This is a genomic window from uncultured Jatrophihabitans sp. (assembly GCF_964244045.1).
GTDB lineage: Bacteria > Actinomycetota > Actinomycetes > Mycobacteriales > Jatrophihabitantaceae > Jatrophihabitans.
This window is the reverse complement of record NZ_CAXTHK010000007.1, coordinates 18179-44207: the sequence shown is the minus strand read 5'-3', so window position 1 is coordinate 44207 and position 26029 is coordinate 18179. Positions and strand designations below refer to the sequence as shown.

22 protein-coding genes and 1 pseudogene are annotated in these 26029 nt (G+C 68.5%); 8 read left to right on the top strand and 15 right to left on the bottom strand.

What is annotated here, in order from left to right:
* Positions 1 to 10: 10 nt before the first annotated feature.
* A complete protein-coding gene (locus ACFFC4_RS07740; protein ID WP_375499456.1) occupies positions 11 to 412 on the top strand; it encodes a DUF4235 domain-containing protein in 402 nt (133 codons plus the stop codon).
* Here the strand turns inward: ACFFC4_RS07740 and ACFFC4_RS07735 are convergent.
* The 6 genes from ACFFC4_RS07735 to ACFFC4_RS07710 all read right to left on the bottom strand — a co-directional run bounded on the left by ACFFC4_RS07735 (position 409) and on the right by ACFFC4_RS07710 (position 7207).
* Positions 409 to 1317 (bottom strand): exopolyphosphatase, encoded by a 909-nt coding sequence (locus ACFFC4_RS07735; RefSeq protein ID WP_375499454.1) that lies wholly within the window; start codon positions 1315 to 1317, stop codon positions 409 to 411. The genes ACFFC4_RS07740 and ACFFC4_RS07735 overlap by 4 nt on opposite strands.
* A complete protein-coding gene (locus tag ACFFC4_RS07730; RefSeq protein WP_375499452.1) occupies positions 1314 to 1859 on the bottom strand; it encodes a DUF501 domain-containing protein in 546 nt (181 codons plus the stop codon). Before ACFFC4_RS07730 ends, ACFFC4_RS07735 begins: the two co-directional genes overlap by 4 nt.
* Positions 1856 to 2290 (bottom strand): septum formation initiator family protein, encoded by a 435-nt coding sequence (locus ACFFC4_RS07725; RefSeq protein WP_375499450.1) that lies wholly within the window; start codon positions 2288 to 2290, stop codon positions 1856 to 1858. Before ACFFC4_RS07725 ends, ACFFC4_RS07730 begins: the two co-directional genes overlap by 4 nt.
* 7 nt (positions 2291 to 2297) lie before the next feature.
* A complete protein-coding gene (eno, locus tag ACFFC4_RS07720; protein WP_375499448.1) occupies positions 2298 to 3602 on the bottom strand; it encodes a phosphopyruvate hydratase in 1305 nt (434 codons plus the stop codon).
* A gap of 113 nt (positions 3603 to 3715) precedes the next feature.
* Complete coding sequence (locus ACFFC4_RS07715; protein ID WP_375499446.1) at positions 3716 to 5014, bottom strand: diguanylate cyclase; 1299 nt, start codon at positions 5012 to 5014, stop codon at positions 3716 to 3718.
* Positions 5015 to 5884: 870 nt separating this feature from the next.
* The gene (locus ACFFC4_RS07710) at positions 5885 to 7207 is read right to left on the bottom strand and encodes an MFS transporter (RefSeq protein WP_375499444.1); all 1323 of its coding nucleotides are present in this window, start codon (positions 7205 to 7207) and stop codon (positions 5885 to 5887) included.
* A 167-nt stretch (positions 7208 to 7374) separates the two neighbouring features.
* Between ACFFC4_RS07710 and ACFFC4_RS07705 the strand changes: the two genes are divergently transcribed.
* Positions 7375 to 8229, top strand: coding sequence for an EAL domain-containing protein (locus ACFFC4_RS07705; protein WP_375499442.1), 855 nt, complete (start codon positions 7375 to 7377; stop codon positions 8227 to 8229).
* The gene (locus ACFFC4_RS07700; protein WP_375499440.1) at positions 8168 to 8623 is read left to right on the top strand and encodes an EAL domain-containing protein; all 456 of its coding nucleotides are present in this window, start codon (positions 8168 to 8170) and stop codon (positions 8621 to 8623) included. The genes ACFFC4_RS07705 and ACFFC4_RS07700 overlap by 62 nt, the downstream gene beginning before the upstream one ends.
* 112 nt (positions 8624 to 8735) lie before the next feature.
* On the opposite strand, the gene ACFFC4_RS07695 is transcribed toward ACFFC4_RS07700, so the two are convergent.
* The 3 genes from ACFFC4_RS07695 to mfd all read right to left on the bottom strand — a co-directional run bounded on the left by ACFFC4_RS07695 (position 8736) and on the right by mfd (position 13641).
* The gene (locus tag ACFFC4_RS07695; protein WP_375499438.1) at positions 8736 to 9371 is read right to left on the bottom strand and encodes a MazG family protein; all 636 of its coding nucleotides are present in this window, start codon (positions 9369 to 9371) and stop codon (positions 8736 to 8738) included.
* A 7-nt stretch (positions 9372 to 9378) separates the two neighbouring features.
* The gene (locus ACFFC4_RS07690) at positions 9379 to 9996 is read right to left on the bottom strand and encodes a hypothetical protein (protein WP_375499436.1); all 618 of its coding nucleotides are present in this window, start codon (positions 9994 to 9996) and stop codon (positions 9379 to 9381) included.
* A 69-nt stretch (positions 9997 to 10065) separates the two neighbouring features.
* Positions 10066 to 13641 (bottom strand): transcription-repair coupling factor, encoded by a 3576-nt coding sequence (gene mfd, locus ACFFC4_RS07685; protein WP_375499434.1) that lies wholly within the window; start codon positions 13639 to 13641, stop codon positions 10066 to 10068.
* A 391-nt stretch (positions 13642 to 14032) separates the two neighbouring features.
* Between mfd and ACFFC4_RS07680 the strand changes: the two genes are divergently transcribed.
* A complete protein-coding gene (locus tag ACFFC4_RS07680; RefSeq protein WP_375499432.1) occupies positions 14033 to 14812 on the top strand; it encodes a hypothetical protein in 780 nt (259 codons plus the stop codon).
* Positions 14813 to 14862: 50 nt separating this feature from the next.
* Here the strand turns inward: ACFFC4_RS07680 and ACFFC4_RS07675 are convergent, their stop codons facing one another.
* Entirely contained in the window at positions 14863 to 15288 is a 426-nt protein-coding gene (locus tag ACFFC4_RS07675) for a hypothetical protein (RefSeq protein ID WP_375499430.1), read from the bottom strand.
* An 80-nt stretch (positions 15289 to 15368) separates the two neighbouring features.
* On the opposite strand from ACFFC4_RS07675, the gene ACFFC4_RS07670 reads away from it, so the two are divergent.
* The 3 genes from ACFFC4_RS07670 to ACFFC4_RS07660 are packed head-to-tail and all read left to right on the top strand — an operon-like array spanning position 15369 to position 18003.
* Complete coding sequence (locus tag ACFFC4_RS07670) at positions 15369 to 15491, top strand: hypothetical protein (protein WP_375499428.1); 123 nt, start codon at positions 15369 to 15371, stop codon at positions 15489 to 15491.
* 44 nt (positions 15492 to 15535) lie between these two features.
* Positions 15536 to 17257, top strand: a complete 1722-nt coding sequence (locus tag ACFFC4_RS07665; protein ID WP_375499426.1) for a DUF4012 domain-containing protein — start codon at positions 15536 to 15538, stop codon at positions 17255 to 17257.
* Positions 17254 to 18003, top strand: a complete 750-nt coding sequence (locus tag ACFFC4_RS07660) for a CDP-alcohol phosphatidyltransferase family protein (protein WP_375499424.1) — start codon at positions 17254 to 17256, stop codon at positions 18001 to 18003. The genes ACFFC4_RS07665 and ACFFC4_RS07660 overlap by 4 nt, the downstream gene beginning before the upstream one ends.
* A gap of 29 nt (positions 18004 to 18032) precedes the next feature.
* Here ACFFC4_RS07660 and ACFFC4_RS07655 read toward each other — a convergent pair whose 3' ends face one another.
* From ACFFC4_RS07655 to ACFFC4_RS07640, 4 genes and pseudogenes are all read right to left on the bottom strand, one after another.
* A complete protein-coding gene (locus ACFFC4_RS07655; RefSeq protein WP_375499622.1) occupies positions 18033 to 19247 on the bottom strand; it encodes a right-handed parallel beta-helix repeat-containing protein in 1215 nt (404 codons plus the stop codon).
* Between the two features lie 541 nt (positions 19248 to 19788).
* Positions 19789 to 19959, bottom strand: a pseudogene (locus tag ACFFC4_RS07650) (pentapeptide repeat-containing protein); the annotation flags it as partial.
* Positions 19960 to 20891: 932 nt separating this feature from the next.
* Positions 20892 to 21323, bottom strand: a complete 432-nt coding sequence (locus ACFFC4_RS07645; protein WP_375499422.1) for an adenylyltransferase/cytidyltransferase family protein — start codon at positions 21321 to 21323, stop codon at positions 20892 to 20894.
* Between the two features lie 97 nt (positions 21324 to 21420).
* Positions 21421 to 22806, bottom strand: coding sequence for a right-handed parallel beta-helix repeat-containing protein (locus ACFFC4_RS07640; RefSeq protein WP_375499420.1), 1386 nt, complete (start codon positions 22804 to 22806; stop codon positions 21421 to 21423).
* A 505-nt stretch (positions 22807 to 23311) separates the two neighbouring features.
* On the opposite strand from ACFFC4_RS07640, the gene ACFFC4_RS07635 reads away from it, so the two are divergent.
* Positions 23312 to 23902 carry a low molecular weight phosphatase family protein gene (locus tag ACFFC4_RS07635; protein WP_375499418.1) on the top strand — a complete coding sequence of 197 codons (591 nt, stop codon included), beginning with the start codon at positions 23312 to 23314 and terminating at the stop codon, positions 23900 to 23902.
* On the opposite strand, the gene ACFFC4_RS07630 is transcribed toward ACFFC4_RS07635, so the two are convergent.
* Positions 23890 to 25938, bottom strand: a complete 2049-nt coding sequence (locus ACFFC4_RS07630; RefSeq protein WP_375499416.1) for a polysaccharide biosynthesis tyrosine autokinase — start codon at positions 25936 to 25938, stop codon at positions 23890 to 23892. The genes ACFFC4_RS07635 and ACFFC4_RS07630 overlap by 13 nt on opposite strands.
* Positions 25939 to 26029: the final 91 nt, after the last annotated feature.

Below are 26029 nucleotides of genomic sequence, written 5' to 3'. Positions count from 1 at the left end.
CTGTGTCAGGGTGGGCTACGACGCAGGCTGGGTAGGGTTCCCGAACGCGGACGGACGAGAGGAGCTCGATATGGCCATCGCCAGCAAGGTCGGCATGAAGGTCATCAACTTGGCGATCAGCATCCCGGTCGGCATCGCGACCAAGAAGATCGTCGAGCGTGCGTGGGCCACTGCTCGTCCGGACGACCCGCCGCGCAAGGTGAAGGACATCGACACCCAGTGGGGTGACGCCATTGCCTGGGCGCTGCTGTCGGCCACCGGCATCGTGGTGACGGAATACATCACCCGGCAGGGCACGGCCGTCGCCTATCGCAAGATCACCGGTCTCGAGCCGCCGCCGCCCAAGCCGAGCAAGGCCGCGAAGAAGCTGTCGCAGGCCAGCGAGAAGTCGAAGGCGACGGCTGACGACTAGATCATGCTGAGCGCGATGCCGTCCAGGATGTCGTGCTCGCTGGAAGTCAGCTCGATCACGTCAGTCTCGTCGAGCAGCACGCGCAGGATCAGGGCGCCGGCCGCAATCACGTCGACCCGACCGGGATGGATCACGGGAACGGCCGACCGCTCCTCGCGGGTCATCGTCAGCAAGCGCTCGCTGACGTCGCGCACCGCATCAGCCGTGACCACTGCGCCGTCGAGCCGGTCGGCGTCGTAGCGCGTCAGGCCCAGGATCATGGCCACGACCGTGGTCACCGTACCGGCCACCCCGACGACCGGCACGTTGTCGCCGATCAGGGATCGGGCTTGGTTGATCGCGGCTCGAACGTCCTGCTCTGCGGCCTGCACCTGCATTGCCGTCGGCGGATCGTCGCGGAAATATCGCTCGGTCATGCGTACCGCGCCGACGTCCAGGCTGTGCGCACGCAGCGGCCCGTCCCCGCCGCGGACGAGCTCGGTCGAGCCGCCCCCGATGTCGGCCACCAGCAAACCGCCCGAGACATCGCCGAGCACGCCGACTGCTCCGGCGAAGGAAAGCGCTGCCTCCTCGGCGCCGGTGACGACGTCCGGGTCGATCCCCAGCTGACCGCGCACCATGTCCACGAAGTCGTCCCGATTTTGCGCATCCCGGGTCGCGCTGGTTGCCACGAGACGGATGCGTTCGGCGCCCGTCTCGGTCACCGTGAGCGCGTAGTCGACCAGTGCTGCCCGGGTGCGCTCGAGCGCCTCGGGCGCCAGCCGGCCGGTGCGGTCGACGTCCTGCCCCAGCCGGACGATGCGCGTCTCGCGGTGCACGTCGACCAGACCCGTGCCGTCTTCGTCGGTGTCGGCGACCAGCAGTCGGATGGAGTTCGTGCCGCAGTCGAGCGCAGCAACTCTCACGCGTCGTCCTGGTGCGCCAGGGCCACCCGATCGACGCACGGACCGGCCGACCACCACTCGGGCAGCGCTGCGAGCGCTTCGTCCCCGAGCGGGTTGTTGCCCGGGCCCGCCGCGAGGGCATGCCCGACGAGGACGTGCAAGCATTTCACCCGGGCGGGCATGCCACCGGCGCTGACACCGTCGATCTCGGGGACCTGCGCGATCTCGGCGCGACGGGCGAGGTACGCCCGGTGCGCGCGGGCGTACGCGGCGGCGAGGTCCTGATCGGTGCGCAGTCGGTCGGACATCTCCCGCATGAGCCCGCTGGACTCGAGCATGCCGATGGCCCCGGCGGCTCGTGGGCAGGTCAGGTAATACAGTGTCGGGAACGGAGTGCCGTCGGCCAGCCGCGGGGACGTCTCGACGACGTCGGGATTGCCGCAGGGGCAGCGGTGCGCCACGGTGCGGATAGCACGAGGGGGGCGGCCCAACTGCTCGCCCACGACAGCCCGATCCAGCTCGTCGAGCTCGGGCGCAGAGTTCTCCCGCACCGGGTGGCTCACCGGCCGGCGCTGCGCACGCTGGCCCAGATTCGGGTATTCCAGGCCCGTCCCTTGGGCGGCGTGCTCTTTCCCCCGCCGGAGCTCGAGGCGAGAGCCGACTTGGCCCCTTTGTCCACGACGACGTACACGGTGTCACCGGGCATGGCGTACTGCAGGGTATTGCGCGCCTGCTGCTGGATGTAACCGGGGTCGGCGAGGCGCTGCTTCTGGCGGGTGAGCTGGTGCAGCTCGGTGCGGTCGGCGTGTAGCTGCGCCGCGGCGTGGCTGACGTCGCTGCGGCTACCGAGGTAGCGGGTGATGGGCGACGCCAGGATCACGACGAGCAGCACCATGATCGCGCCGAGGACCAGCGCGCGTCCGGTGAGCACGGGACGGCCGCGTTGCCGCGTTGCGGCACCGCGCGGCTGTTGGCGACGGGCCCGGTCAGCCACGAAGCATTCAGTCCTCGCCCGGCCCGTCGTTCTCCACCGGCGCATACCGGGGAAAGGCGCCCGCCCCGGCGTACCGGGCGGCGTCGTCGAGTTCGTCCTCGATGCGCAGCAGCTGGTTGTACTTGGCCACCCGCTCACTGCGTGCCGGGGCACCCGTCTTGATCTGCCCGCAGTTCGTCGCGACAGCGAGATCGGCGATCGTGGTGTCCTCGGTCTCGCCCGAGCGGTGGCTCATCATGCAGCGGTAACCGTGCCGGTGCGCGAGCTCGACCGCGTCCAGCGTCTCGGTGAGCGTGCCGATCTGGTTGACCTTGACGAGCAGCGCGTTCGCCGCGCCGGCCTCGATGCCACGGGCAAGCCGCTCGGGGTTGGTGACGAACAGGTCGTCGCCGACCAGCTGCACCCGCTCGTCGAGCTCGGTGGTCAGCCCGATCCAGCCGTCCCAGTCCTCCTCGTCGAGCGGGTCCTCGATGGAGACGATCGGGTAGTTGTCGACCAGGCCGGTGTAGTACTCGATCAGGTAGTCGGCCGAGCGGGCAGTGCCCTCGAATTCGTAGCTTCCGTTGTCGTGGAACTCGGTCGCGGCGACGTCGAGGGCCAGTGCGATGTCGACGCCGGGCACGAGGCCGGTCGCCCGAACCGCCTCGATGATCAGGTCGAGGGCTGCGCGGTTCGAGGCGAGATCAGGCGCGAAACCGCCCTCGTCACCGAGCCCGGTCGACAGACCCTTCTGCTTCAGTACCGACTTCAACGCGTGATAGACCTCGGCGCCCTGGCGCAGCGCCTCGGCGAAGGTCGGCGCGCCGATGGGCGCGATCATGAACTCCTGAACGTCGACATTCGAGTCCGCGTGCGCGCCACCGTTGAGGATGTTCATCATCGGCACCGGAAGCAGGTGGGCGTTCGGCCCGCCCACGTAGCGGAACACGGGCAGCTCGGCGGCTGACGCGGCGGCGCGCGCCACCGCGAGCGAGACGCCGAGGATCGAATTGGCGCCGAAGCGACTCTTGTCGGGCGTGCCGTCGAGGTCCCGCAACGTCTGGTCGAGGATGCGCTGCTCACTGGCCTCGAAGCCGAGGATCTCGGGACCGATCTCGTCCAGCACGGCCGCGACGGCGCGTTGGACGCCTTTGCCGTTGTACCTGTCACCACCGTCGCGCAGCTCGACCGCCTCGAATGCGCCGGTGGACGCACCGCTGGGCACCGCGGCGCGGGCAAGGGTGCCGTCATCGAGCGCAACCTCCACCTCGACGGTGGGGTTGCCCCGCGAATCCAAGATCTCGCGCGCCCCTACAGCGTCGATGCTTGCCACGGTCGCGTCCTCTCCTCAGTCGGCGCCCTCTCGACGGTCGGCCGAACCCGGGTCACCCTATCGGCGCAAGGCGCCTGGGCGGAGTTGCCCCACCGGCGATCGCAGCAGCGGCCTCAGGGTGTGACGGCCTCGCGGTCGGTGTCCTCGCCGCCGCCCTCGGCGATCACCACCCGGTTACGCCCACCGGCTTTGGCCTGGTAGAGCGCAGCGTCGGCAGCAAAGAGCAGGTCGGGCATGACGAACCCGTCGACGCGGTAACAGGCGATGCCGATCGACACCGTGAGCCCTTCCTCGCTGTCGGCGTCCACGTGGGCGTCCAGGTCGGCGATGCGCAAGGCTGCGATACGGGTACGGAGGCGTTCGGCTACCACGAGAGCCTCGCGCTGGTCGGCATTGGGCAGGATCGCGACGAACTCCTCACCGCCGAAGCGGCCCACCGTGTCGTACTCGCGCACCCCTACGGTGAGCACCTTGCCGACGCCGCGCAGCACCGAATCGCCCACCAGATGGCCGTGGCGGTCGTTCACCAGCTTGAAGTGGTCGATGTCAGCGATCAGCACGGCGAGTGCGGTTCCCTCCCGCTCGGCTCGGGCGACCTCACGTTCGCCCAGATGCTCGAGGGCAACGGCGTTGAGCAGTCCGGTCTTTGCGTCGGTGATCGCGACGGTTTCCAATTCACGGACCACTGCACCACGCTGCAGGGTGATCATCGGCACCAGCGCCAGGATTACCAGCCAAGGCTCGTGGGCGATCGCCACCCCGACGAGACCGCCGAGGCACAACGTGGCGAGCTCGGTCAGGTTCGCGTCGCGGCTGCCGACCAGATCCCGGCCGCGGACGCCCACCCAGACAAGCGCGACCGTGATGCACACCCGGTTGATCGTTGTGTAGACGGCCACGGCCAGGACGACGGCAAGCGTGCCCGACAACCGCAAAGGCAGCGAGGAGTGCGTGGTCACTGCGTCGACCACGACGCCGGCGCACAGGCAACCCAGCAGCTCGGTGGACCCGCTGAAGCACTTTCGGTACAGGATCTCGCCAGCTGGGCGGAGCTGTCGGAACCACGTGTACGCGAGGACCATCAGTAGCAGCAAGGCGGCGTAGCCCGGGTCGAAGGCGACCGCGACGGCCACCGCCCACACCGAGACCATGTCGCGCTTGAGGTCGGCACTCAACCGGAGCTGCAATCGGGTTGCCCGTAGGGCGGCCTCCTCGAACGCAATGGCCACGCCGGCCACGAGAGCCAGCCGTCCGACATGGGCCCAGGACACCGGCATGACGAGGACGGCGCGCACGACCCACAGCAACACGAACGCGTCGATGCAGAGCAGGTAGGCAGCGAAGGGACGCGGCACCGTGGTGATCGGCCAGGCGCGCGCGGCCGAGGTGTCGGTTGTCTCGACCGAACCCATGGCCTCACTCCGGTGGATGTGGCGCCCGGCAGCGCTGGCCTCATCGTAACTGTTACAGCGTGCGTGTGGCGAGAGTCGCGCACGATCCTGGCCCTGCAATCGGGCGTCGTGCATTCGCAGACACCGAGTTAAATCGGCGTGAGACGTGATCCAAACCCGGATCCAATTGGCCGGATAATTGCGGTAGCTTGTCTTTACATTGCCGGTTCGCTGTTATGTGTTACACCGCTTTCGTCGCGGGGTAATGGCGTGCACGATTCATTGCCAGGCGTTTGTTCGCTGCCCGAGAAAGGAGCCGTCATGCGCACCGGCTGGAGCTTCTGATTCGTCGCCGGCATTGGCCTGAGGGCCGCCGGCACAGCACGCTGACTGTCCCCACCGCCGCGAGAGGAGGCACCTTCCATGAACCAGGGCTGGAGCTTCTGAGCTGTCCGGTTCAGGGCCAGGTGGGAGTCCTGACGACGTGATCGTCAGGCTGCATCGCTGCCCTGCATCCCGCATTGCTTGGCCTGTCGACCTCCGACACGGCCCGAACCACCGTCCAGACGTACCGCACGTGCGAGAGGAGAACCCGATGAACCAGGGCTGGTCTTTCTGATCATTAGCTGCTGTGCGACACCCGGTGCGCAACGCGCGGGTAGCTGGCGGGACAAGGCCGCGTAACGCTCTCGGTGCGATGTCGTGGGCTTTTATAAACAACATGTTAATTCTGCAGGTGGCGCACGCAGGGCGCGCTGCTGCAAACGACGGATGGATTCGCTTACAGGCAACGGGATGCCAGGAACGCTGCGTGACCTCATGCGAAACAAACTAACGGCGACATTACGTCGTCGCCTTTGACGCTTCAATTCCGCTGGATCCATTCGACCTTTACGAATGCAACGACTGCGGCTCGGTCTGGTGCAGAGCCGCACTGCTGTCTGTCCGTGCTTCAGCTCGCCGGCCACTCACTGCGACCACTACTGCGGCACACACCCCAGCCAGTCCGGCGAGCGCCACACCCCAGCGGGCACCGAGGCGACTGCCGACGGCGCCGAAGACGATGAGCCCGATGCCCTGTGCACCGAGCAGTACCGCGCTGGCCCGAGCGATCGCCGTGGAGCGCACCTGATCGGTCACGGCGTGGACGAGCGCCGTCGCTACGTCCACCTGATAGGCCCACAGGCCCCCGGAGACCATCCAGCACACGAACACCACCGGCCAGGGCGGCAGCAGCGCCGTCACGAGCAGCGGCACGCCAGATCCGATCGCCATGAATCGGGCCACCGTCATCCCGTTGCGGCGCGGGACGAAATACACCAATAGGGCCGCTCCGATCGCGCTGCCCAGCGGCACGGCAGCCAGCAGCAACCCGCTGATTGCGTTGCCGGCGCCGAGATCGTGGGCCAGGGGCACGGCGAGGCCCTCGGGAACGACGAAGAACGCCGCGAGCGCGGTCATCAGCATCAGATGGCGTAGCCACCGATCCCGCACAAAGCTCGGTGACGGTGGCCTGGGCTCGGTAGCTCGGGTCAGGGCCAGCGCAGTACGCGGCATTGCGACGCTGGCCCCGTCGGTGCTCGCGGACGGGCCGATGCCGCCGGCTCGTCGACCGCCCAGCGCCACCGCGATGATCAGGGCCGACAACCCGAAGGTCGCGGCGTTGACGACGAGTGCGGCCCGCGGATCCAAGAACGTGACAATCACCCCGCCGACCGCAAATCCACCGACCTGCGCCACCTGAGCGGTGATCATCCGGATCCCGGACGCAGTCCGGAAGCGGTCCGGAACCAGCAGCGCGGCCAACCTGCTCACTAACGCTGCCGTGAACGCGGGGCCGATGAAGAAGGCAACCGCCACCAGCCCGACGGCAACCGGTAACGGCACGCCGGGTATCGCCACGCCGAGGAAGAGCGCAGCGCGGGCGACATCCGCCAGGACCATGACCCAGACCCGCGGGTACCGGTCGCCGACCCCGCCCAGGACAAAGCCGCCCAGGATGGCCGGCAGGTAGGTCAAGGCGTAGGTGAACGCTGTCCAGGCTGGTGATGCGGTGCGGTCGAAGACCAGGATGGACAGCGCGACCCGACCGAACTGGTCGCCGGCGATGGACTGCGCCTCGGCGAGGTAGGGGACCAGGAAGTCCGGGTTTCGCACCAGCGAGCGGGCGGCTTCGGCTGGTGTGACCGAAGTCCGCCCCTTTGCCGAACCCATGATGACGCAGCGTAGTAGTAGCCCGAACAACTATCGGTGAGCCCTCCAGATCTGTGGACCGACCAGCGTGCACAATGACCTGTGCCGGACCTCATGAGAGGCCGCTCAGACGGCTCACACGGGGAGTCGAGAAACATCCGGGGGTCACGACGAGCGAGTCAGCCGACGTGGACTTCCTCCGCTCCCTCGGTGATCGCATCGGGGTGCGGTTGATCGTCAACGTGCCGATCGACCGCCGCGCACGCTACGTCTTGTTGGATCGGACGGCAGCCCGCGACCACCCCGAGCTGGTCACCGACGTTGCGCAACTCGAGGCGGTCGGTCGGCACTGGCTGGCCACGGTTGCCGATACCGCGGGGACCGGCCCGCGGGCCCTCGAACTGCCTGATGCCGCGGTGGCGTTGAATCCGACCCGGACCGAGACCGGTGACCTGTCAGGGGTCCTGGTCGCGGTGAAGAGCACGGGGCTGAGGTGGAGCGACGGCGAGCGCGAGCTCCTGAGCTTTGCCACCGAGTACTTCGCCGATCGGCTCGATCAGTGGGCACGACGGCCGTTCCCGGTGAGCGCGCCGCCAACCCTCGAGCCGGCCTTCGGGGACGTGCCACCCGCCGTGCCCACTCGGGACCGCAGCACGCCCTTCGAAGGCGAACTGATGCTGCGCTATCAGCCCGAGATCGATCTGCGCACCGGTCGCATCCTCGCCGTCGAGGCCCTGGCACGCTGGGCGCATCCCGAACGCGGGGAGGTCGGGCCCGAGGAGTTCATCGGGCTGGCGGAACAGACCGGTCTGATCGGCGTCCTCGGCAGCTGGGTCATCAACCACTCGTTACGAGATTTCGCGGCCTTCGCCGGCGGACGGCCGGGCATGGAGCTCGTGCTACGCGTCAACATCTCGCCGGGTCCAGATCCAGGACGGCGACATCGTCGCCCATTTCGCGAAACAGCTGGCCGAACTCGGCGTGCCCGGCGAGCAGGTGTGCGTCGAGATCACCGAGAACGTGCTGCTCGGCGACGTCGCTAAATTCACTACCGCCCTGGCCGGGTTGCGGCAGCTCGGCGTTCGCTCCGCTCTGGACGACATCGGCACCGGGTTCAGCAACCTTGCCCGCTTACGCGACGTCCCGGTCGACGCGATCAAGGTGGACCGAACGCTGGTCACCGGAGTGGCCAACGATCGACGCGCGCAGGCCATCGTCCTCGCCCTTGTGCGGCTGGCACACGACCTCGGCATCGAGCTGATCGCCGAGGGCGTCGAGAACGACGCGGACGCCGACGCCCTCGTGCGGTTGGGCTGCCTGCGTGCCCAGGGTCACGGCATCGCCCGTCCGATGGACGTGGCCAGCCTGGTGCCGTTGCTCGATCGCGGCGTCATCGACCTGCGCCACGACCCGGCCGCGCAGATGATCGATTCATAGTTGATCGATTCATAGTCCTGCCGTCACTGCTTGTGCCTGATCACTACACAGGGTTAGGGTGAGCTCACCCGTCCGACAGCTCCCCCCGTGCTGGCGGACGGGTTCTTCATGTTCAGCCGCCGGCCGAGCCCGCTGCGCGCTCGGCAGCGACGATGGCGCGCCGGTAGTCGCGGGTCACCTGGCGCAGTTCGGTCTCCGGGTCCAGGCCGTCGGCCACAGCCTCCTGCACGAGCGCGAACAGCCGTGCACCGATGCTGTCCGCGGGCGCGGCAACTGCGGCGGCGATGTCGTGGCGACGAGCGCGGGAGACCAGCTTGGCGGCCAGGGCGAGCGCCGGCTGGGCCACGGGCACCCCGTCGACGGACGAGGTGCGCCCCTTCTCAGCAACCTTCTGACGTTCCCAGGTCTCGTCGAGCTCTGCGGCCGAGCCGGTCGTCGCGCCGGCGAAGACGTGCGGGTGGCGGCGCACGAGCTTGTCGGCGAGATCGCCGGCGACCTCGTCGATGCCGAAGCCGTCCGGTGCCTCCGAGGCGATCCGGGCGTGGAAGAGCACCTGCAGCAACAGGTCACCGAGTTCCTCGCGCAGCAGCGCAGGATCGTCGGTCTCGATGGCCTCGAGGACCTCGTAGCACTCCTCGACGAGGTAGCGCGCGAGCGAGGCATGTGTCTGCTCGGCATCCCACGGGCAGCCGCCGGGCGAGCGCAGCCGGTCCATCACCTCGACGGCCCGCTGAAGTGAGGTCGTCACGACTGGCCTAGGACTGCGTGGTCGACGAGCTCTGCAGCTTCAGGAATCCCGGTAACCCGGACGTGACGTCGGCCGAGAAGCGCAGCGTCTTGCTGTCCCAGGTGCCGTAGCGGGGGTTGACCGAGACCGGGAACTTCAGCTTGCTGACCACGGTTGACAGATTCTTGCCCTGCTGCTGCGCCTGGTTGAGCAGGGTGCCCATGACCTGGACGTCGACGATGGTCGTGTTCATCGCCGAGCTGTAGCCCACCGCCCCGAGCTTCTCGACGGCCGTCGTCGCCGATGCCCCGGCCAGGTACTGCCGGCGTAGCGTGGTCAGCTGACCTGCCGAGGGTGCACCGATGCCCGCGCCGACGAGGATCTTCGGGTACAGCCGGCGCTCGATGAGGATGTCGACGACGAACGGCTTCGGCGCGATGCTCTGCGAGCCGTCGCCGCTCTTGATCGGCTTGGCCGACTCGGTCACAAAGTCGTTGACGTCGTTCTCGCTGAGGCGGTGACCGTCGATCGTGGCCGCCGTGCCGACGTTCGTGCGGCACGCGCTGAGCCCGGAGACCGCCAGCACGACCCCGAGCAGGGCCGCGGCGGTCCGCACGCGGCGTTCGCTGATCGCACGAAGTCTCACTGCGTCCCTCCGACGGTCGATCTGATGGCTCCAGAATGTCATGCAGTTGGGCGACGGTGACGAGCAGGCTCAGCCTGTAGCTGCCAACCGGCCGGTAACCACCTCGAGCACCTCGGCGCACCAGCGCAGCAGCGCGATGTCGCGCAGCGGCTCGCCGCCGAACTTGACGGCCGCGAACGTCCCGTCCGGTTTGACCACGCCTCTGGGCCGCGGCACGGTGACCGTTCCGACGGCCTGCTTGTAGCCGGCCCGGTCGTAGAGGCGGGTGAGGCGCAGCTGCGCCGACTCGGCAAGTTCGAGCGGCGAGAAGCGCACGGTGCCACCCTGCGCGCCGCCACCCTGCAGCGAGACCTCGGTGATGCCGAAGCTGCGGCACGCGACCTTGAACCGGGCTACCGCGAGCAGGTTCTCGACCTGCGGCGGGATGGGTCCGTAGCGGTCGAGCAGCTCGGCGCGCACCGCGTCCACCGCCTCGTCGGTGGTGGCCGACGCCAGTGCCCGATAGGCCTCGAGGCGCAGCCGCTCGCCGGGCAGGTAGTCGACGGGCAGGTTCGCGTCGACGGGCAGGTCGACCTTCACCTCTTTCTGCTCCTCGGGGCTCTCTCCGCGGAAGTCGGCGACCGCCTCGCCGACGAGGCGGACGTAGAGGTCGAAGCCGACGCCGGCGATGTGTCCGGACTGCTCACCGCCCAGCAGGTTGCCGGACCCGCGGATCTCGAGGTCCTTCATCGCCACGGCCATGCCCGCGCCCATCTCGGTGTGCTGCGCGATGGTGGCCAACCGGTCGTAGGCCGTCTCGGTGAGCGGCTTCTCGGGCGGGTAGGTGAAGTAGGCGTACCCGCGCTCGCGGGCCCGGCCGACGCGCCCACGCAGCTGATGCAGCTGCGACAGGCCGAACATGTCGGCCCGGTCGACGATGAGCGTGTTGGCGTTGGGAATGTCGAGCCCCGACTCGACGATGGTCGTCGCGACCAGCACGTCGTACTGCTTCTCCCAGAACCCGAGCATGATCTGCTCGAGCTGGCCCTCCCCCATCTGCCCGTGGGCCACGGCGATGCGCGCCTCGGGCACGAGCTCGTGCAGCTTCGACGCCGCTCGGTTGATCGACTCAACCCGGTTGTGGATGTAGAAGACCTGGCCGTCGCGCAGTAGCTCGCGGCGGATCGCGGCGGAAACCTGGCGCTGGTCGTACGCGCCGACGAACGTCAGGATCGGATGCCGTTCCTCGGGCGGGGTCAGAATCGTCGTCATCTCGCGGATGCCGGTGAGCGACATCTCCAGCGTGCGCGGAATGGGGGTGGCGGACATGGTCAGGACGTCGACGGCTGTGCGCAGCCCTTTCAGGTACTCCTTGTGCTCGACGCCGAAGCGCTGCTCCTCGTCGACGATGACCAGGCCCAGGTCCTTGAACCGGACGGTCTGCTGCAGCAACCGGTGGGTGCCGATGACGATGTCGATCGAGCCGTCGACGATGCCGGTGGAGATCGCGTCGACGTCGGCGGGCGGGGTGAAGCGCGATAGCTCGCGGATGCTCACCGGGAATTGCGTCATGCGCTCGGTGAAGGTCTGCAGGTGCTGATGCGCAAGCAGGGTGGTGGGCACGAGCACCGCCACCTGCTTGCCGTCCTGGACAGCCTTGAACGCCGCGCGCACGGCAACCTCGGTCTTGCCGTAGCCGACGTCGCCACAGATGATGCGGTCCATCGGCAGCGGCTTCTCCATGTCGCCCTTGACCTCGTCGATGGCCCCGAGCTGGTCGGGCGTCTCGACGTAGGCGAAGGCGTCCTCGAGCTCACGCTGCCACGGGGTGTCCGGGGCGAAGGCGTGCCCCTTGGTCGCCATTCGCGCGCTGTACAGGCGGATGAGCTCAGCGGCGATCTCGCGGACAGCTTTTCTCGCCTTTCCTTTTGTCTTGGCCCAGTCGGCGCCGCCGAGGCGCGACAGCGAGGGTGACTCGCCGCCGACGTACTTGGTGACCTGATCGAGGGCGTCGGTAGGGACGAACAACCGGTCGCCGGGCTGGGCCTTCTTTGACGCCGCGTACTCGATGATCAGGTACTCGCGCTCGCCGCCGTTGACGGTGCGGCGCACCATCTCGACGTACTTGCCGACGCCGTGCTGCTCGTGCACCACGAAGTCACCCGACTTGAGCTGGATCGGATCGATGGCGTTGCGCCGCCGCGACGGCATGCGGCTGGTGTCTTTGGTGAGCGAGCCACGCTGACCGGTCAGGTCGGCCTCGGACAGCAGGGCCAGTCGCAGCGGCTCGGACACGAGACCGCCGAGCAACCGACCGGTGGTGACGTCGACGACCCCCGGCTCGAGACCGGTCTCGGCGACGAGCCGGGCTCCGACCTCGGCGGCCGACAGCTGCTCGACGGCGCGGGTGGCCGAGCCGTGCCCGTCGAAGACGAGCGCGACCCGCCAGCCGGCCCTCGACCAGGCTTGGACGTCGGTGATGGCGGCGTCGGTGTCACCGCGGTACGTCGGGGCCTGGACCAGCGAGCTCGCGACCGTGCTGCGCTCGTCGGTGAGCTGTGCGTCCGCGGTCAGGGCGCTGATACCCCACCACGGCAGGCCGGCTGCTCGGGCCGCCTGCTCGACGTCCGCGAGCTCTTGCAGCGAGGCGGCACCGAGATCGACCGGCGCCTTGCCCCCGCCCGCGGCCGCGGCCCAGGACGCTTCGAGGAACTCGTGGGAGGTGGCAACGAGATCGGCAGCGCGGGTGCGCACCCGCTCGGGGTCGCACAGGATGACATGCGCGCCGTCGGGTAGCTCGTCGAGGACGAGGCTGAGGTGGTCGACGAGGACGGGCGCCAGCGCCTCCATGCCCTCGACGGCCTCGCCCCGGCTGATCGGGTCGAGCAGCTCGCCGAGCTCAGGGTGCTCGACCAGCAGCGCCGCGGCGCGCTCGCGGACGTCGGGGGTCAGCAACAGCTCACGGCACGGCGGTGCCCACAACCCGTGCGCCGCGATCTCGAGGGAGCGCTGGTCGGCGACCTTGAAGTAGCGGATCTCCTCGACCTCGTCGCCCCAGAACTCGACGCGCAGCGGGTGTTCCTCGGTGGGCGGGAAGACGTCGAGGATGCCGCCGCGCACGGCGAACTCGCCGCGCTTCTCGACCAGCTCGCTGCGGGCGTAACCGGCGCCGACGAGGCGCCCGACGAGATCGGTGAGCTCGAGGCCCGCATCGCCGGGCATCAGCTCGACCGGTTCGAGATCGCCCAGCTGCGGCACCTGTGGCTGCAGGACGGACCGCACAGGAGCAACGACAACCGACAGCGGCCCGGTCGCGGGATCGTCACTGTCGGATGGGTGCGCGAGGCGCCGAAGCACTGCCAGCCGCTGGCCGACGGTGTCGGCGCGCGGCGAGAGCCGCTCGTGCGGCAGCGTCTCCCAGCCCGGGTACAGCGCGACCGTGTCAGGCGGCAGTAGGCAGGTGAGTGCGGCGAGCAGGTCCTCGGCCTCGCGAGCGGTACTCGTAACTGCCAGGACGAACCGCCCGGCTCGCGCCGTGCTGGCGATCGCCAGCGGCTGCAGCCCCAAGGGTCCGCTCAGTGTCAGGTGCGACTCGTCGAGAGACGTCGCGGCGGCGTGCAGGGCCGGATCGTCGGCAGCGGCATCGAGCAGGGCGGACAACGACACGTGAACGAATGCCTTTCAGCGCAGCACGAGCGTCCCCGGACGACAGCCGCCCGGGGTGTGTCCGGGCCGGTGCACCGCAGGCTCGCAGCGATCGATTGCCCCACAACAAGCCCCACAACGGTCTGGGCCGAGACCGGACCACACAAGCGTACGCAAGACACCGACAGCGCCGATCACCGTCGCGTCGTTACCGGCGGCGCATCATTCTCGACGACACAATGGGCGAAATCACCCTGAATCGCCCTTACTTACCTCGCGTTAACACTTCGATTCAGCTAACGTCTTTTTGACCGCGCCGATCCTGGCGCCGGTGTGGGGGGACGCGAAATCGGGGGAATTCGCGATGTTGCTTGGCGCTGCGTGGCGCCGGTCGTCGAGCGGTAGGACCCGGGTGACCGGGCTCGCCTTGGCTACCGTGCTCCTGTGCACGGCCGCGGGATCCTTCGGGCTCCCGGCTGCTGCTGCGCCGTACCCGCCCACCCCTCCGTGCGACCTCTCCTGGTTGCAGAACGGCGCGCACGACGACGTGCTCGTCGGCAGCGGCTACGAGGTCAACCAGCTGGTGGCGGTCACGCTGTATCCACAGGCGCAGAACCTGGGTTCCTATTCCGCAAATTCCGAGGGCATTTTCACCGCGCCCGTGCACGTCCTCGACACCGGCCCGTCGTCCTTTGTGACGGCCCGATCCGTGCATCGCAGCTGCTCGGTGGTACCGCCCTCCGGTGGGACTACCAGCAGCCCAGCACCGACCGCACCGACCTCGAGTTCCGGGGCACCCGGGACCGGCGCCGGCCCGACGGGAAACAGCAACAGCGCGGGGCCGAGCGGCTCCGATTCCCCACCGGGGGGCGCCAGCACCTCAGAACCCGGCTCCGCGGCATCGTCGGGCGCCACTCGACCGCCCGACACCACGACGCCTGACACCACGACGCCTGACACCACGACGCCTGACAGCACGACGCCTGACAGCACGGCGCCCGCGAGCACGACGCCGACGAGTGCGACAACCAGCGGACCGGGGACGGGGTCTACGACCAGCCCGGCACCGAATGCCGACGTGCGAAACCCGTCCGGACTCGCGCTGCCGCTGCGGATCATCGTCATCATCGCCGCGCTGCTGCTCCTGGCAGGCGGACTCGGCGTGGTCTTCCTGACCCGTCGAGCCGACTAAGTACCGGCGGGGTAACTTCACATGGCGCCGATGCTGAGATTACGGTAACCTCACATGGCAAATAGCGCATCACAACGGGGGGCCTGACTCGCTATGTCCAAGTTCATGACGTCCAATTCCAGCACGTCCAATTCCATCTCTTCGGCCGCAAGGCTGACGTCACGCCGTACCGCAGCGGTGTTCGCCTTGGGCGTTGCGCTCATGGCCATGCTGCTGCTGAGCTGGCACGGCGCGCCGGCCGGGGCGGATCCGTACCCGCCGAGCACGCCGTCCACGTCGGTGCCGCCGAGCAGCCCGTCGACATCGGTGCCGCCGAGCAGCCCGTCCACGTCAGTGCCGCCGAGCAGCCCGTCCACGTCAGTGCCGCCGAGCGGCCCGTCCACGATCACGACGACGACCGCCCCCAACTCGCTGGGCATCCTGCCGACGGTCGAGCACCGCAACCCGAGCTCGTCCTCGTCCTCGGTTGCCAACACGAACACCCACCGCGACCAGGGCCTGTCCTCGACCGGCTTCCAGACGCTTGCTGCCACCACGATCGCAGTTGCGTTGATCGGTGGCGGCGCGATCTTCCTCGGCCTCGGCCGTCGTCGTCGTCGCCACGGCTGACCTGACGTGCCCCGACGGTCGGCGCCGCGAATTCCTGGCACCGGCCGTCGGGATCGCGGACTGCGCCTGAGCGCACCCGACGGCGAGCCGGCTGCGCGCACGCGAGCCGAAAGGGTGTACTTCGGCCTGTTCGCGGCGATCGTCGGACTCGTAGGCCTGGCCTTGATCTGGATCATCGTCACCGGCCTGGTGGCCCGCTCGAGGCTCGAATCCGCGCAGTACGACGTGCGTGACCTGAAAAAGGCCGCGGCGTCGGGTGACCTTGCGAAGGTGCAACAGCTGTCGTCGCGGATAGCAGACCGATCGGCGAGCGCACACAACCTCACGTCAGGTCCTGCCTGGTGGGTAGGGGCCAATCTGCCGTTGGTCGGTACGCCGCTGCACACCTCGCGAGTGATCGCGAGGCAGGCCAATCGGATCGCCCGGACAGCGCCCCCGCTGGTCACCTCGCTGCGGCGCCTCACGTCCGGACATCGGGCCAGCAGCGGCATCGATCTCGCCGCAGCGCGGCAAGCGCTGGCCCGGCTCGCCGTCACCGGCCGCGCGGTCGACGACGCTCAACGGGCGGTGCGCGCCACCCCCGGGTCCTGGCTGCCGCTCGTGTCCACCCCGCGCAACCGGGTGTCCGACCAGCTCACATCACTGACCCCCGCGCTCGATCAGGCGGAGCGGGCCACCGGCGCTGTGTTGCCGATGCTGGGCGACAAGGCGCCCCAGCGGTACTTCGTCGGTTTCATGAACGAGGCCGAAGCGCGTGGCCTCGGCGGGTTGCCGGGCGCCTACGCCATCCTCACCGTCGATCGAGGCAAGGTGAAGTTCTCCCGTTTCGGCAACGACTCAGACTTTCGGAAAGTCCGCTCCGGGATCGACCTCGGACCGGAGTACGCAGCCCGCTACGGGCAGGACGACCCCGAGAACTACTTCGTCAACTCTGACGTCAGCCCGAACTTTCCGGACGCGGCACGCATCTTGGCCGGCATGTGGCGGGCGAAGACCGGCCAGACCATCGACGGCGCCGTCGTCATCGATCCCACCGCTCTGCGTTACCTGCTCGACGTCACCGGGCCGGCGGTGCTGCCGAACGGCTCGACCGTGGCGGGCAACGAGGTGGTGGGTCTGACCGAGAAGGACCAGTATTCGAAGTACGCGAAGGACGCAGACCGAAATGCTTACCTCAACAGGATCTCTGCCGCTGTTGCAGCCAAGCTCGTGAAGAGCGGTGGCGCGCATCCCGTGCGGTTTCTGGCAGCGCTGCACCGCGGCGTCAGCGAACGGCGGCTCGCCCTGTGGAGCGCTGACCCTGCCATCGAGCGAAGGCTGGTCGAGGCCGGGTACGCAGCCGACCTGCGCAATTCCGATGCCTTCACCGGGTTCACCGTCGTGAACGCGGCCGGCAGCAAGCTGGACTTCTACCTACGCAGGTCGATGACCTACCGACGCGCGCAGTGCACGCCGGGCAGCACCGCCGTGGCCACGATGACCCTGACCAACGATGCGCCGAGCTCCGGCCTGCCGCCGTACGTCACCTTCCGTGCCGACGATCGGGCCGCGACGGCGAAGCCCGGCGACAACCGGCTGCTTGTGACCTATTACGCGAGCTCCGGAGCCACGGTGACCTCGGTGCAGGTCGACGGCCGCCCCGTCGCAACGAGTTCCGGCGTCGAGCAGGGCCTGCCGGCCACCACGATCGACCTGGAACTGCCGGTGCAACAGTCCCGCACGGTGACCGTCACGTTGACTGAACCCGTCCCGCAGTCCTCGCTCACGGTGCTGCGCCAACCGCTGGTGAAGCCGCTGACCACCAGGATTTCCACCGCCTGCGACGCCTCCCGGTGATCAGTCTGGGCGAGCATCGGCGCATCGTTGCCCGGTTGTCCAAGGCGGGCAAGAGCAACAGGGGCGCGGGCGGGTACTCGCGCTGGGTGAACCGCCCGCTCGGGCGTCACCTCGCGGCACTCGGGTTCGCACTCAAGCTCACCCCGAACCAGATCAGCCTGCTCAGCGCCGCGTGCACGTTCACGGCCATCGGGCTGTTCGCGAGCCTGCATCCGGCACTGGTCACGGCCGTCGTCGTGACCGTCCTGCTCGTACTGGGGTATGCCCTGGACTCGGCCGACGGGCAGGTCGCCCGGTTGCGGGGCGGGGGCTCTTCGGCCGGCGAATGGCTCGACCACGTGCTGGACGCGGTGAAGATCTCGACCTTCCACCTTGCCGTCGCAGTGTCGTGGTATCGCTTCTACGACCTGCGACACCCGAGCGTCCTGCTCGTCCCGCTGGCCTTCTCGGCCGTGTCATGCGTGTTCTTCTTCGCGCTGATCCTGTCCGACATGTTGCGCCGGATCGCGCGGGTCCAGCAGGGCGGCACCGCCGTGACCACCGCGAGCTTAACGCCCGACGAGCGAGCGCCGGTGCTGCGCTCGCTCGTCGTGCTCCCCAACGACTACGGGGTGCTGTGCCTGACCATGCTCCTGCTGCCCCTCCAGCTCACCTTCGGCATTGTCTACAGCATCCTGCTGGTGGCCAATGTCGGCTTTCTGCTCATCGGGTGCCTGCGGTGGTTCGCCGAGATGGGTGGCCTCTGACGCTGATCAGAGGCCACCCGGGTCTCGGGTCAGAAAGCACCCAACTGCGCAGTACCGGCCGCGACGCCGAGCTGGCTCGCGATGTCGGCCGGCAACGGGACGGCGATCAAGGTGCCCGCTGCGGTGAGTGCCGGTGTCGCCATGGCCGGCGCCTGCAGCTGAACCTGCATGTTGCGCCACGACACCTGCACGCCGGTATTGAGCGCCGCCGGCGAGGCGTAGGACGTCACCTGCACGTTGTTCGAGCCGCCCCAGCCGACCATGCGAGGTCCGCTCGGGAAGAGCCCGAAGACGTTGCCGGTGACGACCAGGTTCATGCCGCTCGCCGGCGTGTTCGTCGCCTTGTCGAGTGCGTAGAACTGGAACATCCCGGTCGATGAGGCGAACACGTTGTTCGAGACGCTGATGTTGCGGCTGATCCACGGGATGGTCGTCGCGTTGCTGCCGGTGTTGCGCCGAGCGTCCTGCCACACCCCGACATCCCAGACGCTGTTGCCCGAGAACACGTTGTTGAACACCCGGACATTGCCGGTGTCGAAGGCCGTGTATCCGCGGGTTGCGTCCGAGACCGCGTTGCCGGCCACGATGCCGGTGTCCGACAGTTCGGTGATGATCCCGTAGGTCCCGTTGTTGCGGGCCACCGTGTTGCCGACGATTGCGAAGTTGGACACGCTGACGTCGGTCCAGATGCCGTTGACGCCCAGGTTGTCGACAACGTCGTTGTTGCGGATGACCAGACCGTCGTCACGCGTCACCTTGATTCCCGCAGCGGCGGGAGCCGAGTTGAAGTGCTGGGTGTTGTTGCCCGAGATCAGGCTGTTCTGGATCACTGAACCACTGGAGTTGTTGCTGTGGATGCCGACCATGCCGTTTGCTGACGCGGTGACGTGGTCGACGAGGGTGCGGGAGGCGCTGAACGAAAGGCCCTGCGTCGCGTTGTCGGAGATCACCAGGTTCTGCAGGACATCGCCGCCGACGCTGCCGCCGAGGTAGACCGTGCCGATCTGCGGCAACGAGGTGGCGTAGCGGCGGACACCGAAGCCGCGCACCGTCACCTGTCCCGACACCACGAACGCCTGGCTGAGGTCGCTGGCGCGAACGGAGTGACCGGTCGGGTCCGAGCCCAGGATGAGCTGGTCGGTGGAGTCGTTGACCGCGAACTGGCCCGGCCCGGGAGTGGTCGTCGACGCGACCTGCGCGAACTGTGCGCCGTCCACGAACAGCTGATCCGGGTAGGCGGCCATCGGGTAGGTCGAGTTGACGAAGCCGCCGGCGTCGGAGCCCTTGGAGAAGCTCGCCGAGTGGTCGAACTGAGCGGTCCAGCCGTTGCTCACCCAGGTCGAGCCCGAACGGGTCCAGTTCGACACCGCGACGCTGCCGTCGAACCAGACGGCCTCGTGCGGGTACGCCTGGATGGTGACGCTCTTGGTCGGCGCCACGGTCACCGACTCGTGGTAGGTGCCGCCGCGCAGCACGATCGTCTGGCCGGCGACGGCCCGCGCAATCGCGGCCTGCACGGTGCGCAGCGGGCTGGCCAGTGTTCCGGCGTTGGCATCCACGCCCGCCGTGGGCGAGACGAAGATTGCGTTCGCCGGCACAGGGTACGCCGCCGAGCCGACCGGCACAGAGCCGCGCGTCGCGACGGCCACTGGCGCAACGGGTGCGCTGGTGGTGGGCGTGCTCGAAGTCGGCGCGCTCGAAGTCGGCGCCGGCGCGCTGGTGGTGGGCGTGCTCGAGGTCGGCGCGCTCGAGGTCGGCGCGCTCGAGGTCGGCGCGCTCGAGGTCGGCGCGCTCGAAGTCGGCGCGCTCGAAGTCGGCGCGCTCGAGGTCGGCGCGCTCGAGGTCGGGGCGCTGGACGTAGCCGCCGGCGGTGTCCCGATGGCCGAGAGCGTCACCACCGAGTAGGTGTCGAGCTGCACGGTCGTCGCGGCCGAGCCACCCGAGGTGTACGTCCACACGCCGACCGAGCCCGGGTCGGCGATGCGCGTCGAACCGCTGTCGGTGTAGGTCGTCTGCCAGCCGGGCGTCGTCGTGCCCGCGATCCAGGTCCGCGCATTCACCACCGTCGGGCTGGAGCCGGTCACCGAGCCCTGCAGGCGGATGACCTGCCCGGGGGTTGCGCGTAGGCCGGTGTCGACGAGGGAGCCGACCTGGGTCTCGACGCCGCTGCGGACTCGGGTGATCCCGATGATGAGCCGGCCATCGGTCGCGACGCGGACCCGGGCCCGGTAGGTGTCACCATTGGCCTGGCGGCGCATCTCGACGTCGACGTACTCGCCGCTGCCCGTCGACGCCGGGGTCGGCACGGTGAAGTCAAGGGTGCTCAGCACGTCCACGGCCCGCACTGAGAGCAGCGTCGCCGCGGCGGCGTTGCCGGTCGGCACCGGCCCGACGACGGCGTGGGTGCCGTCGACCGCGAACAGCTTGGCGGCGCTGCCCGATGTCGTGTAGCGCCCGCCGATACCGGCACTGCCGAGGCCCGCGGACACGGTCCGCCCGAACGTGTCCTGCGCGACGTAGCCGCCGGCGGCGACGTAGGTGTCGGCGTGGGCGGCCTCGGCCCCCAGCACGACCAGCGAACTGGCGGCAGTGGCGACGAGGGCTCCGGTGGCGAGTGCAAGAGCCGGCCGGACACCTCGGCGCCCGGCCTGCTCGGCAGCGGGCTGTGGGGGGAACGGAAGTGGCCGGCGACGCTGGGTTGGAGTGGCGAATGGCATGGGGGAAGCCTTTCGGTCGGCCCCCCGCCCGGTTGATTAAGTGGTGTCGAAACCGGCTCATCGGCTGAACCGTCTCGACGGGCGATCTTCCGCGTTGGCGTCCGATCGCTGTCCGAGTAGTACCCACCCGCACGTTGTTAATACCGTGTGAGTTTAAGATTTTTGGGTGTACTACTGAGCTGTCACGCGGGAGTGCAGGACCTGCCGAAGCAGCGTGCTGGACGTGTGCACTGTGTACGGCAGGTAGACGACGGTGACCCCTACCGAGGCGAAGTCGCGCTCGAGCTTGTCGCCCTTCGCAGTGCCGCGCCAGTCATCGCCCTTGACGATGACGTCGAAGCGCAGACGCTCCCACATGGTCAGCTTCTCGTCGACGTCCTCGACGACTGCATCATCGACGAAGCGGATGGCCCGCACGATCTCGAGTCGTTCGGGCAGGGCGACGATCGGCTGCTTGCCTTTGGTCAGGGTCGCGCGCTCGTCGCTGACTACCCCGGCAATGAGGTGATCGCAGGCCAGCCGAGCGTTGCGCAGGATATTCAGGTGCCCGACATGAAACATGTCGAAGACGCCCGGTACGTAACCGACTACCGAGTTAGCCATTCAGGTCGACCCCCCATGACAACGGATCTTCTCGACCCGTCTGCGACCCGACCGGCTCGACGCCGGCCACTTCACACTATACCAACAAGGCGCGGAATCAGGATGCTCCGAACTGCCGCGTTCCGGTCGTCCGGCCGATCGCAGCCGCGACGTCAGCCGGCAGCGGGACCGCCATGGACGTCGTGCGCGCGTCGGCAGGGGCCGTCTGCTGGAGCACATTTCGCCAAGAGACCCGCAGGGCGCTGTCGAGACTCTGCGGCGTGCGAAAGCGCGTCACGGTGACGTTGTCCCCGCCGCCCCACCCCACCATGACGGCCCGGCCGGCTCGGAAGAAGTTGCCGTTGACGACGATCCTCATCTGCGAGGCGGGACGATGGGTCGCCTTGTCCAGTGCGTAGAACTGGAACATCGGGTTGACGCCGAAGACGTTGTTCGTCACCTGGATGTTGCGCACCAACCACGGGACCGCCGAACGAGTGACCGGATCGGAGTTGCGCCGTGCGTCCTGGGTGAGGCCCACGTCCCAGACCCGGTTGTCGGAGAAGGTGTTGTTGAAGACCTTGACGTGGCCGGTGTCGAACGCGGTGTAGCCGTACTGGGCCCCGGCGACGACATTGCCGGCGACGATGCCGGAGTCGGACAGTTCGGTAATGATGCCGAACCGGCCGCCGCTGGCGCGCACCGTGTTGCCGACGATGTCGAAGTTGCGTGTGGAGACGTCCGTCCAGATGCCGTTGACCGACACGTTCGCGGAAACGACGTTGTTGCGCACTATGATCCCGTCGCCGTTCGTGATCTTCATGCCGGCGGCGGCGGGCGCGTCGTTGAAGTGCTCGCGGTTGTTGCCGGTGATGAGGCTGTTCTGGATGACCAGGTTCCGGGCGTGGTTCGAGTGGATACCCGTCATCCCGTTGTCGGAGGCCGTCACGTGCGTGACGGTGGTGTTGCTCGCTCCCACCGACAGGCCCTGCGTGGCGTTCTGGGTAATGACCAGGTTCTCCAGGCGGTCCCCACCGACGTGCCCGCCCAGGTACACCGTGCCGATCTGCGGCAGTGATGTTGCATAGTTGCGCACCCCGAAGCCGCGCAGCGTGACGCGACCGGAAACCACGAAAGCCTGTGTCAGGTCGCTGACCCGTACGGCGTGGTCGGCAGGATTCGAGCCGACCAGGAGCCGACCCGCCGAGGGGTCGACCGAGAACTGGCCCGGCAGCGGCGTGGCGCCATCGGCGACCTGGCGCTGCGACACCCCGTCGACGAACACCTGCTCGGGGTGGGCGGCCATGGGGAAGGCGGGGTTGACGAACCCACCTGCATCTGAGCCCGACGTGAAACTGGCCGAGTGATCGAAGTGCGCGTGGAACGGCGTCGCCCACGAGCCGCCGGCACGGGTCCACTGCGTCGCGGCCGAGCTGCCGTCGAACCACACCGCTTCACCCGGGTAGGCCTGGATAGTGACCGACGCGGAACGCGCGACGTTCACGCTCTGGTGGTAGATGCCCTTCCGCAAAACAATGGTGGAGCCCGCCGTGGCGCGACTCAAAGCCGCCTTGACGGTGCGCAACGGGTGAGCCAACGACCCGTCGGAGGTATCCGCACCCGTGGGGGACACAACGATGGCGCGGCTGGGAACCGGGTAGCGAGCAGTGCCAACGACGACCGAGCCAGCCGAGCGTGAGGCCGACGTCGTGCTGGTCGGTGCGGGGCTGGTCGGCGTTCGAGTGACAGCTCCGGCAGCCGTCGCATCGACACCGATGACGAGACACCCGACCGCAACGACCGCAAGGCCGGTGGCGTGGGTGACAGCGGCTCGCGAAACGAAGAACCGACGGGGCACGGCACTGCTCGCTCACTCCCCCGCCGGAGTTGACCAATTTTACACAGATCCTATGCCCAGTGTCCTTGCTATGTAAACGACGACTTAAACAAACGGCAGGTGATGCGGGCGCCGCGAACGGTATCGTCGAGGGGCACTGGGGGAGGCACCGTTGCACGCTACCGGCGCACGGACGCCGTTCACCGTTCTGCTTGTCTGCACCGCGAACCGGTACCGCTCGCCGGTTGCCGAGCACCTGCTGCGCGCCGAGCTGGCCGCCCGAGCGGACTGGGTGATCGGGTCGGCTGGAACTCAGGCCCGCGAGGGTGAAGAGCTGGACAGCAGAGTGGCCGCCCTGGTGGGTGTCCCGAGCGGCGACGCAGGCTCCTGGCGTAGTCGCCGGCTGACGGCGCAATTGGTCGAGCAGGCCGACCTCGTGCTGACCGCCGAGGAAGCACACCGCCAGGTCGTCGTGCAGATGTGGCCGCGCGCGCTGCACCACACCTTCGCCCTGCTGAGCTTTGCTCGGCTGGCCGCGCAGCTGCCGAACGAGTCCGTCGCGTCCGGACACGCACTCATCGAGGCGGTGAACCAGGCGCGCACGCATACCCAGCCGCCGCAGGCCGGGGCCGACGATATCGTCGACCCGGTGCGTCACCTACGGCGCAAGCTGCCCGCCTGCGCTGGCCAGATCCGGGGCGCCGTAACCGCACTGAGTGCGCCACTCGTACCCATGCGCGTAGCGGCGAATCACGCGCGGTGAGCCGACTTCCCGGTTTCCAGCAGCCCGTCCAGGTCGGCATAGCCGCCGTCGTCTGAGTCGAGGTCGTCGTGCCGGGCGGCACGTACCTCTCGGGACGCGCGATTGTGGCGGGTTCGGGTGCGGTGGGTCGACCCGTTCTCGCGCGCGACCCGGCTCTTGTCGCGGGCCACCTGCGTGTTGATGGGCGCCCGAGTGCCGTCAGGAATGGCGTCGGGCTCCAGCACGGCATCGACGTCCGGTGCCGCGTTGTCGTCAGCGGGCACGGCGTCAAACACCTCACCAACGGACTTGTCGGCGTCGGGTTCGACTGTGCTGACGCCGTCGGTCCTAAAATCCCCGTCTTCCGGCACGGCGCCGTTGACGACCACGGGCTCGGTCACCGTGACCGGTTCGCCGGCGTCCGGCAGGCGCAGCCGTCGTCGACCTCGACTTCGACCGGAACGGCGCAGCGCTGCCACCTCGTGCTGGGCGCGGTCGAGCATCGGCTCGTCGGGCAGCCGCGGATCGAACTGCTCAGCGGGGGCGTGGACCTCTTCGGCGGCGACCGGCGCATCGACGACAGCCGCAGTTGCAAAGCGTTCGGCCGTGACTGCCTGCTCGAAGGCTTCGATCGACACGGCGGGAGCGCTCGGGCGATGACGACGCAGCAATCCCAGCAACCCCAGCGACCACCAGCGCTTCGACGGCTCGGCGCCGTAGTAGTGCCCGTACCCGCGGCGATCGCTGCGCGAGGTCGGACGCATGTTCAGCACCGTCCCGATCACGCGTGCGTCAACCGACTCGAGCTGCTCCAAGGCGTTGACCAATTGCGACCGCCGCGTCCGGCCGTGCCGGAAGACGACGATGGCGCCGTCGGCGCCGGCAGCGAGCAGCGCCGGGTCGGTGACCGGAAGCAGGGGCGGTGAGTCGATGAGCACGACGTCGAAGCGGGCGCTCAGCGTGGTCAGCAGCTCGCGCATGCGCGGGCTGCCCAGCAACTCGGCGGGATTCGGCGGGAGGGTGCCGCTCGGCAACACCGTCAGCCCGGTCGAACCCCACGGCTGCAGCACGTCGTCGATGGCCGTCTGGCCCACCAGGACGTTCGTGAGACCGATGCTGCCCTCGATGTTCATCAGCCGGCTCACGCCGGGGCGACGCAGGTCGCCCTCGATCAGCAACACCGACCGTCCCGACTCGGCGATCGACAGTGCGAGGTTCACCGAGATCGTGGACTTGCCCTCGCCCTCGACCGAGGAGGTGATCACCACGACGCGGGTCGGTGATGCGGCGGCCATGAAGCGCAGGTTCGTCCGGATCCGACGGACCGCTTCGGCGCGCGGGCTGGCCGACATCTCGCCGATGATGAGCGGGTGGGCGGAGATGGAGCGCTCGTGGCCGATGACGCCCAGAACCGGCCCCCCGGTGAGGGCAGCCAGGTCTTCCGGCGAGCGCACCGAGTTGTCGAGCACTTCACGCGCAGCGGCGATCACCAACCCGAGTAGCAGTCCGAGCGCGATCCCGAGCGCCACGTTGAGGTGGGTGCGCGGCGCGACCGGCACGCCCGAGGACGACGGGCCCGAGACGACGGTGAGCTTGACGGTGGCTCCGGTGGTCCCGGTTTGGGTGTTGTCGAGCTCGTCGACCAGACCGGGGAAGGACCTGCCGACCGCGCTGGCGATCGCGAAGGCACGTCTTCGCGACGTGTCCTGGACGGTGACGTCGATGAAGACCGTGTTCAGCTGGGCGCTGGCCGAGATGGCTGCGCTGATCGCTCCGGCGGAAGACGGCAGACCGGGCTGGCCGGCGATGCGCTCGGCCAGCCTGTCGCTTGACACCAGGCCGGCGTAGGAGGTGGCCCGATCCTCGGCGAACTGGTTCGTCGAGTTGGCACTCGAGTCGTCGATCGATGGCGAACCGACGTAGAACTTGAGGTGGCTGGCGTAGACCGGCGCCTGACCGTTGCTGTAGGCGAGCGCACCGCCGCCGAAAGCGATCATCAGCAGCGCGATGATCCACCAGCTCTTGCGGATCGCGCGGACGAACCGGGTGAACTCCACGTGCACGGACCTCCTGATCCGATCAAGCGACAGGTTCTCGCACTACGTGCGACCGATGGCCGCGGATCGTATTTCGGCGCCGTGCCCGTCC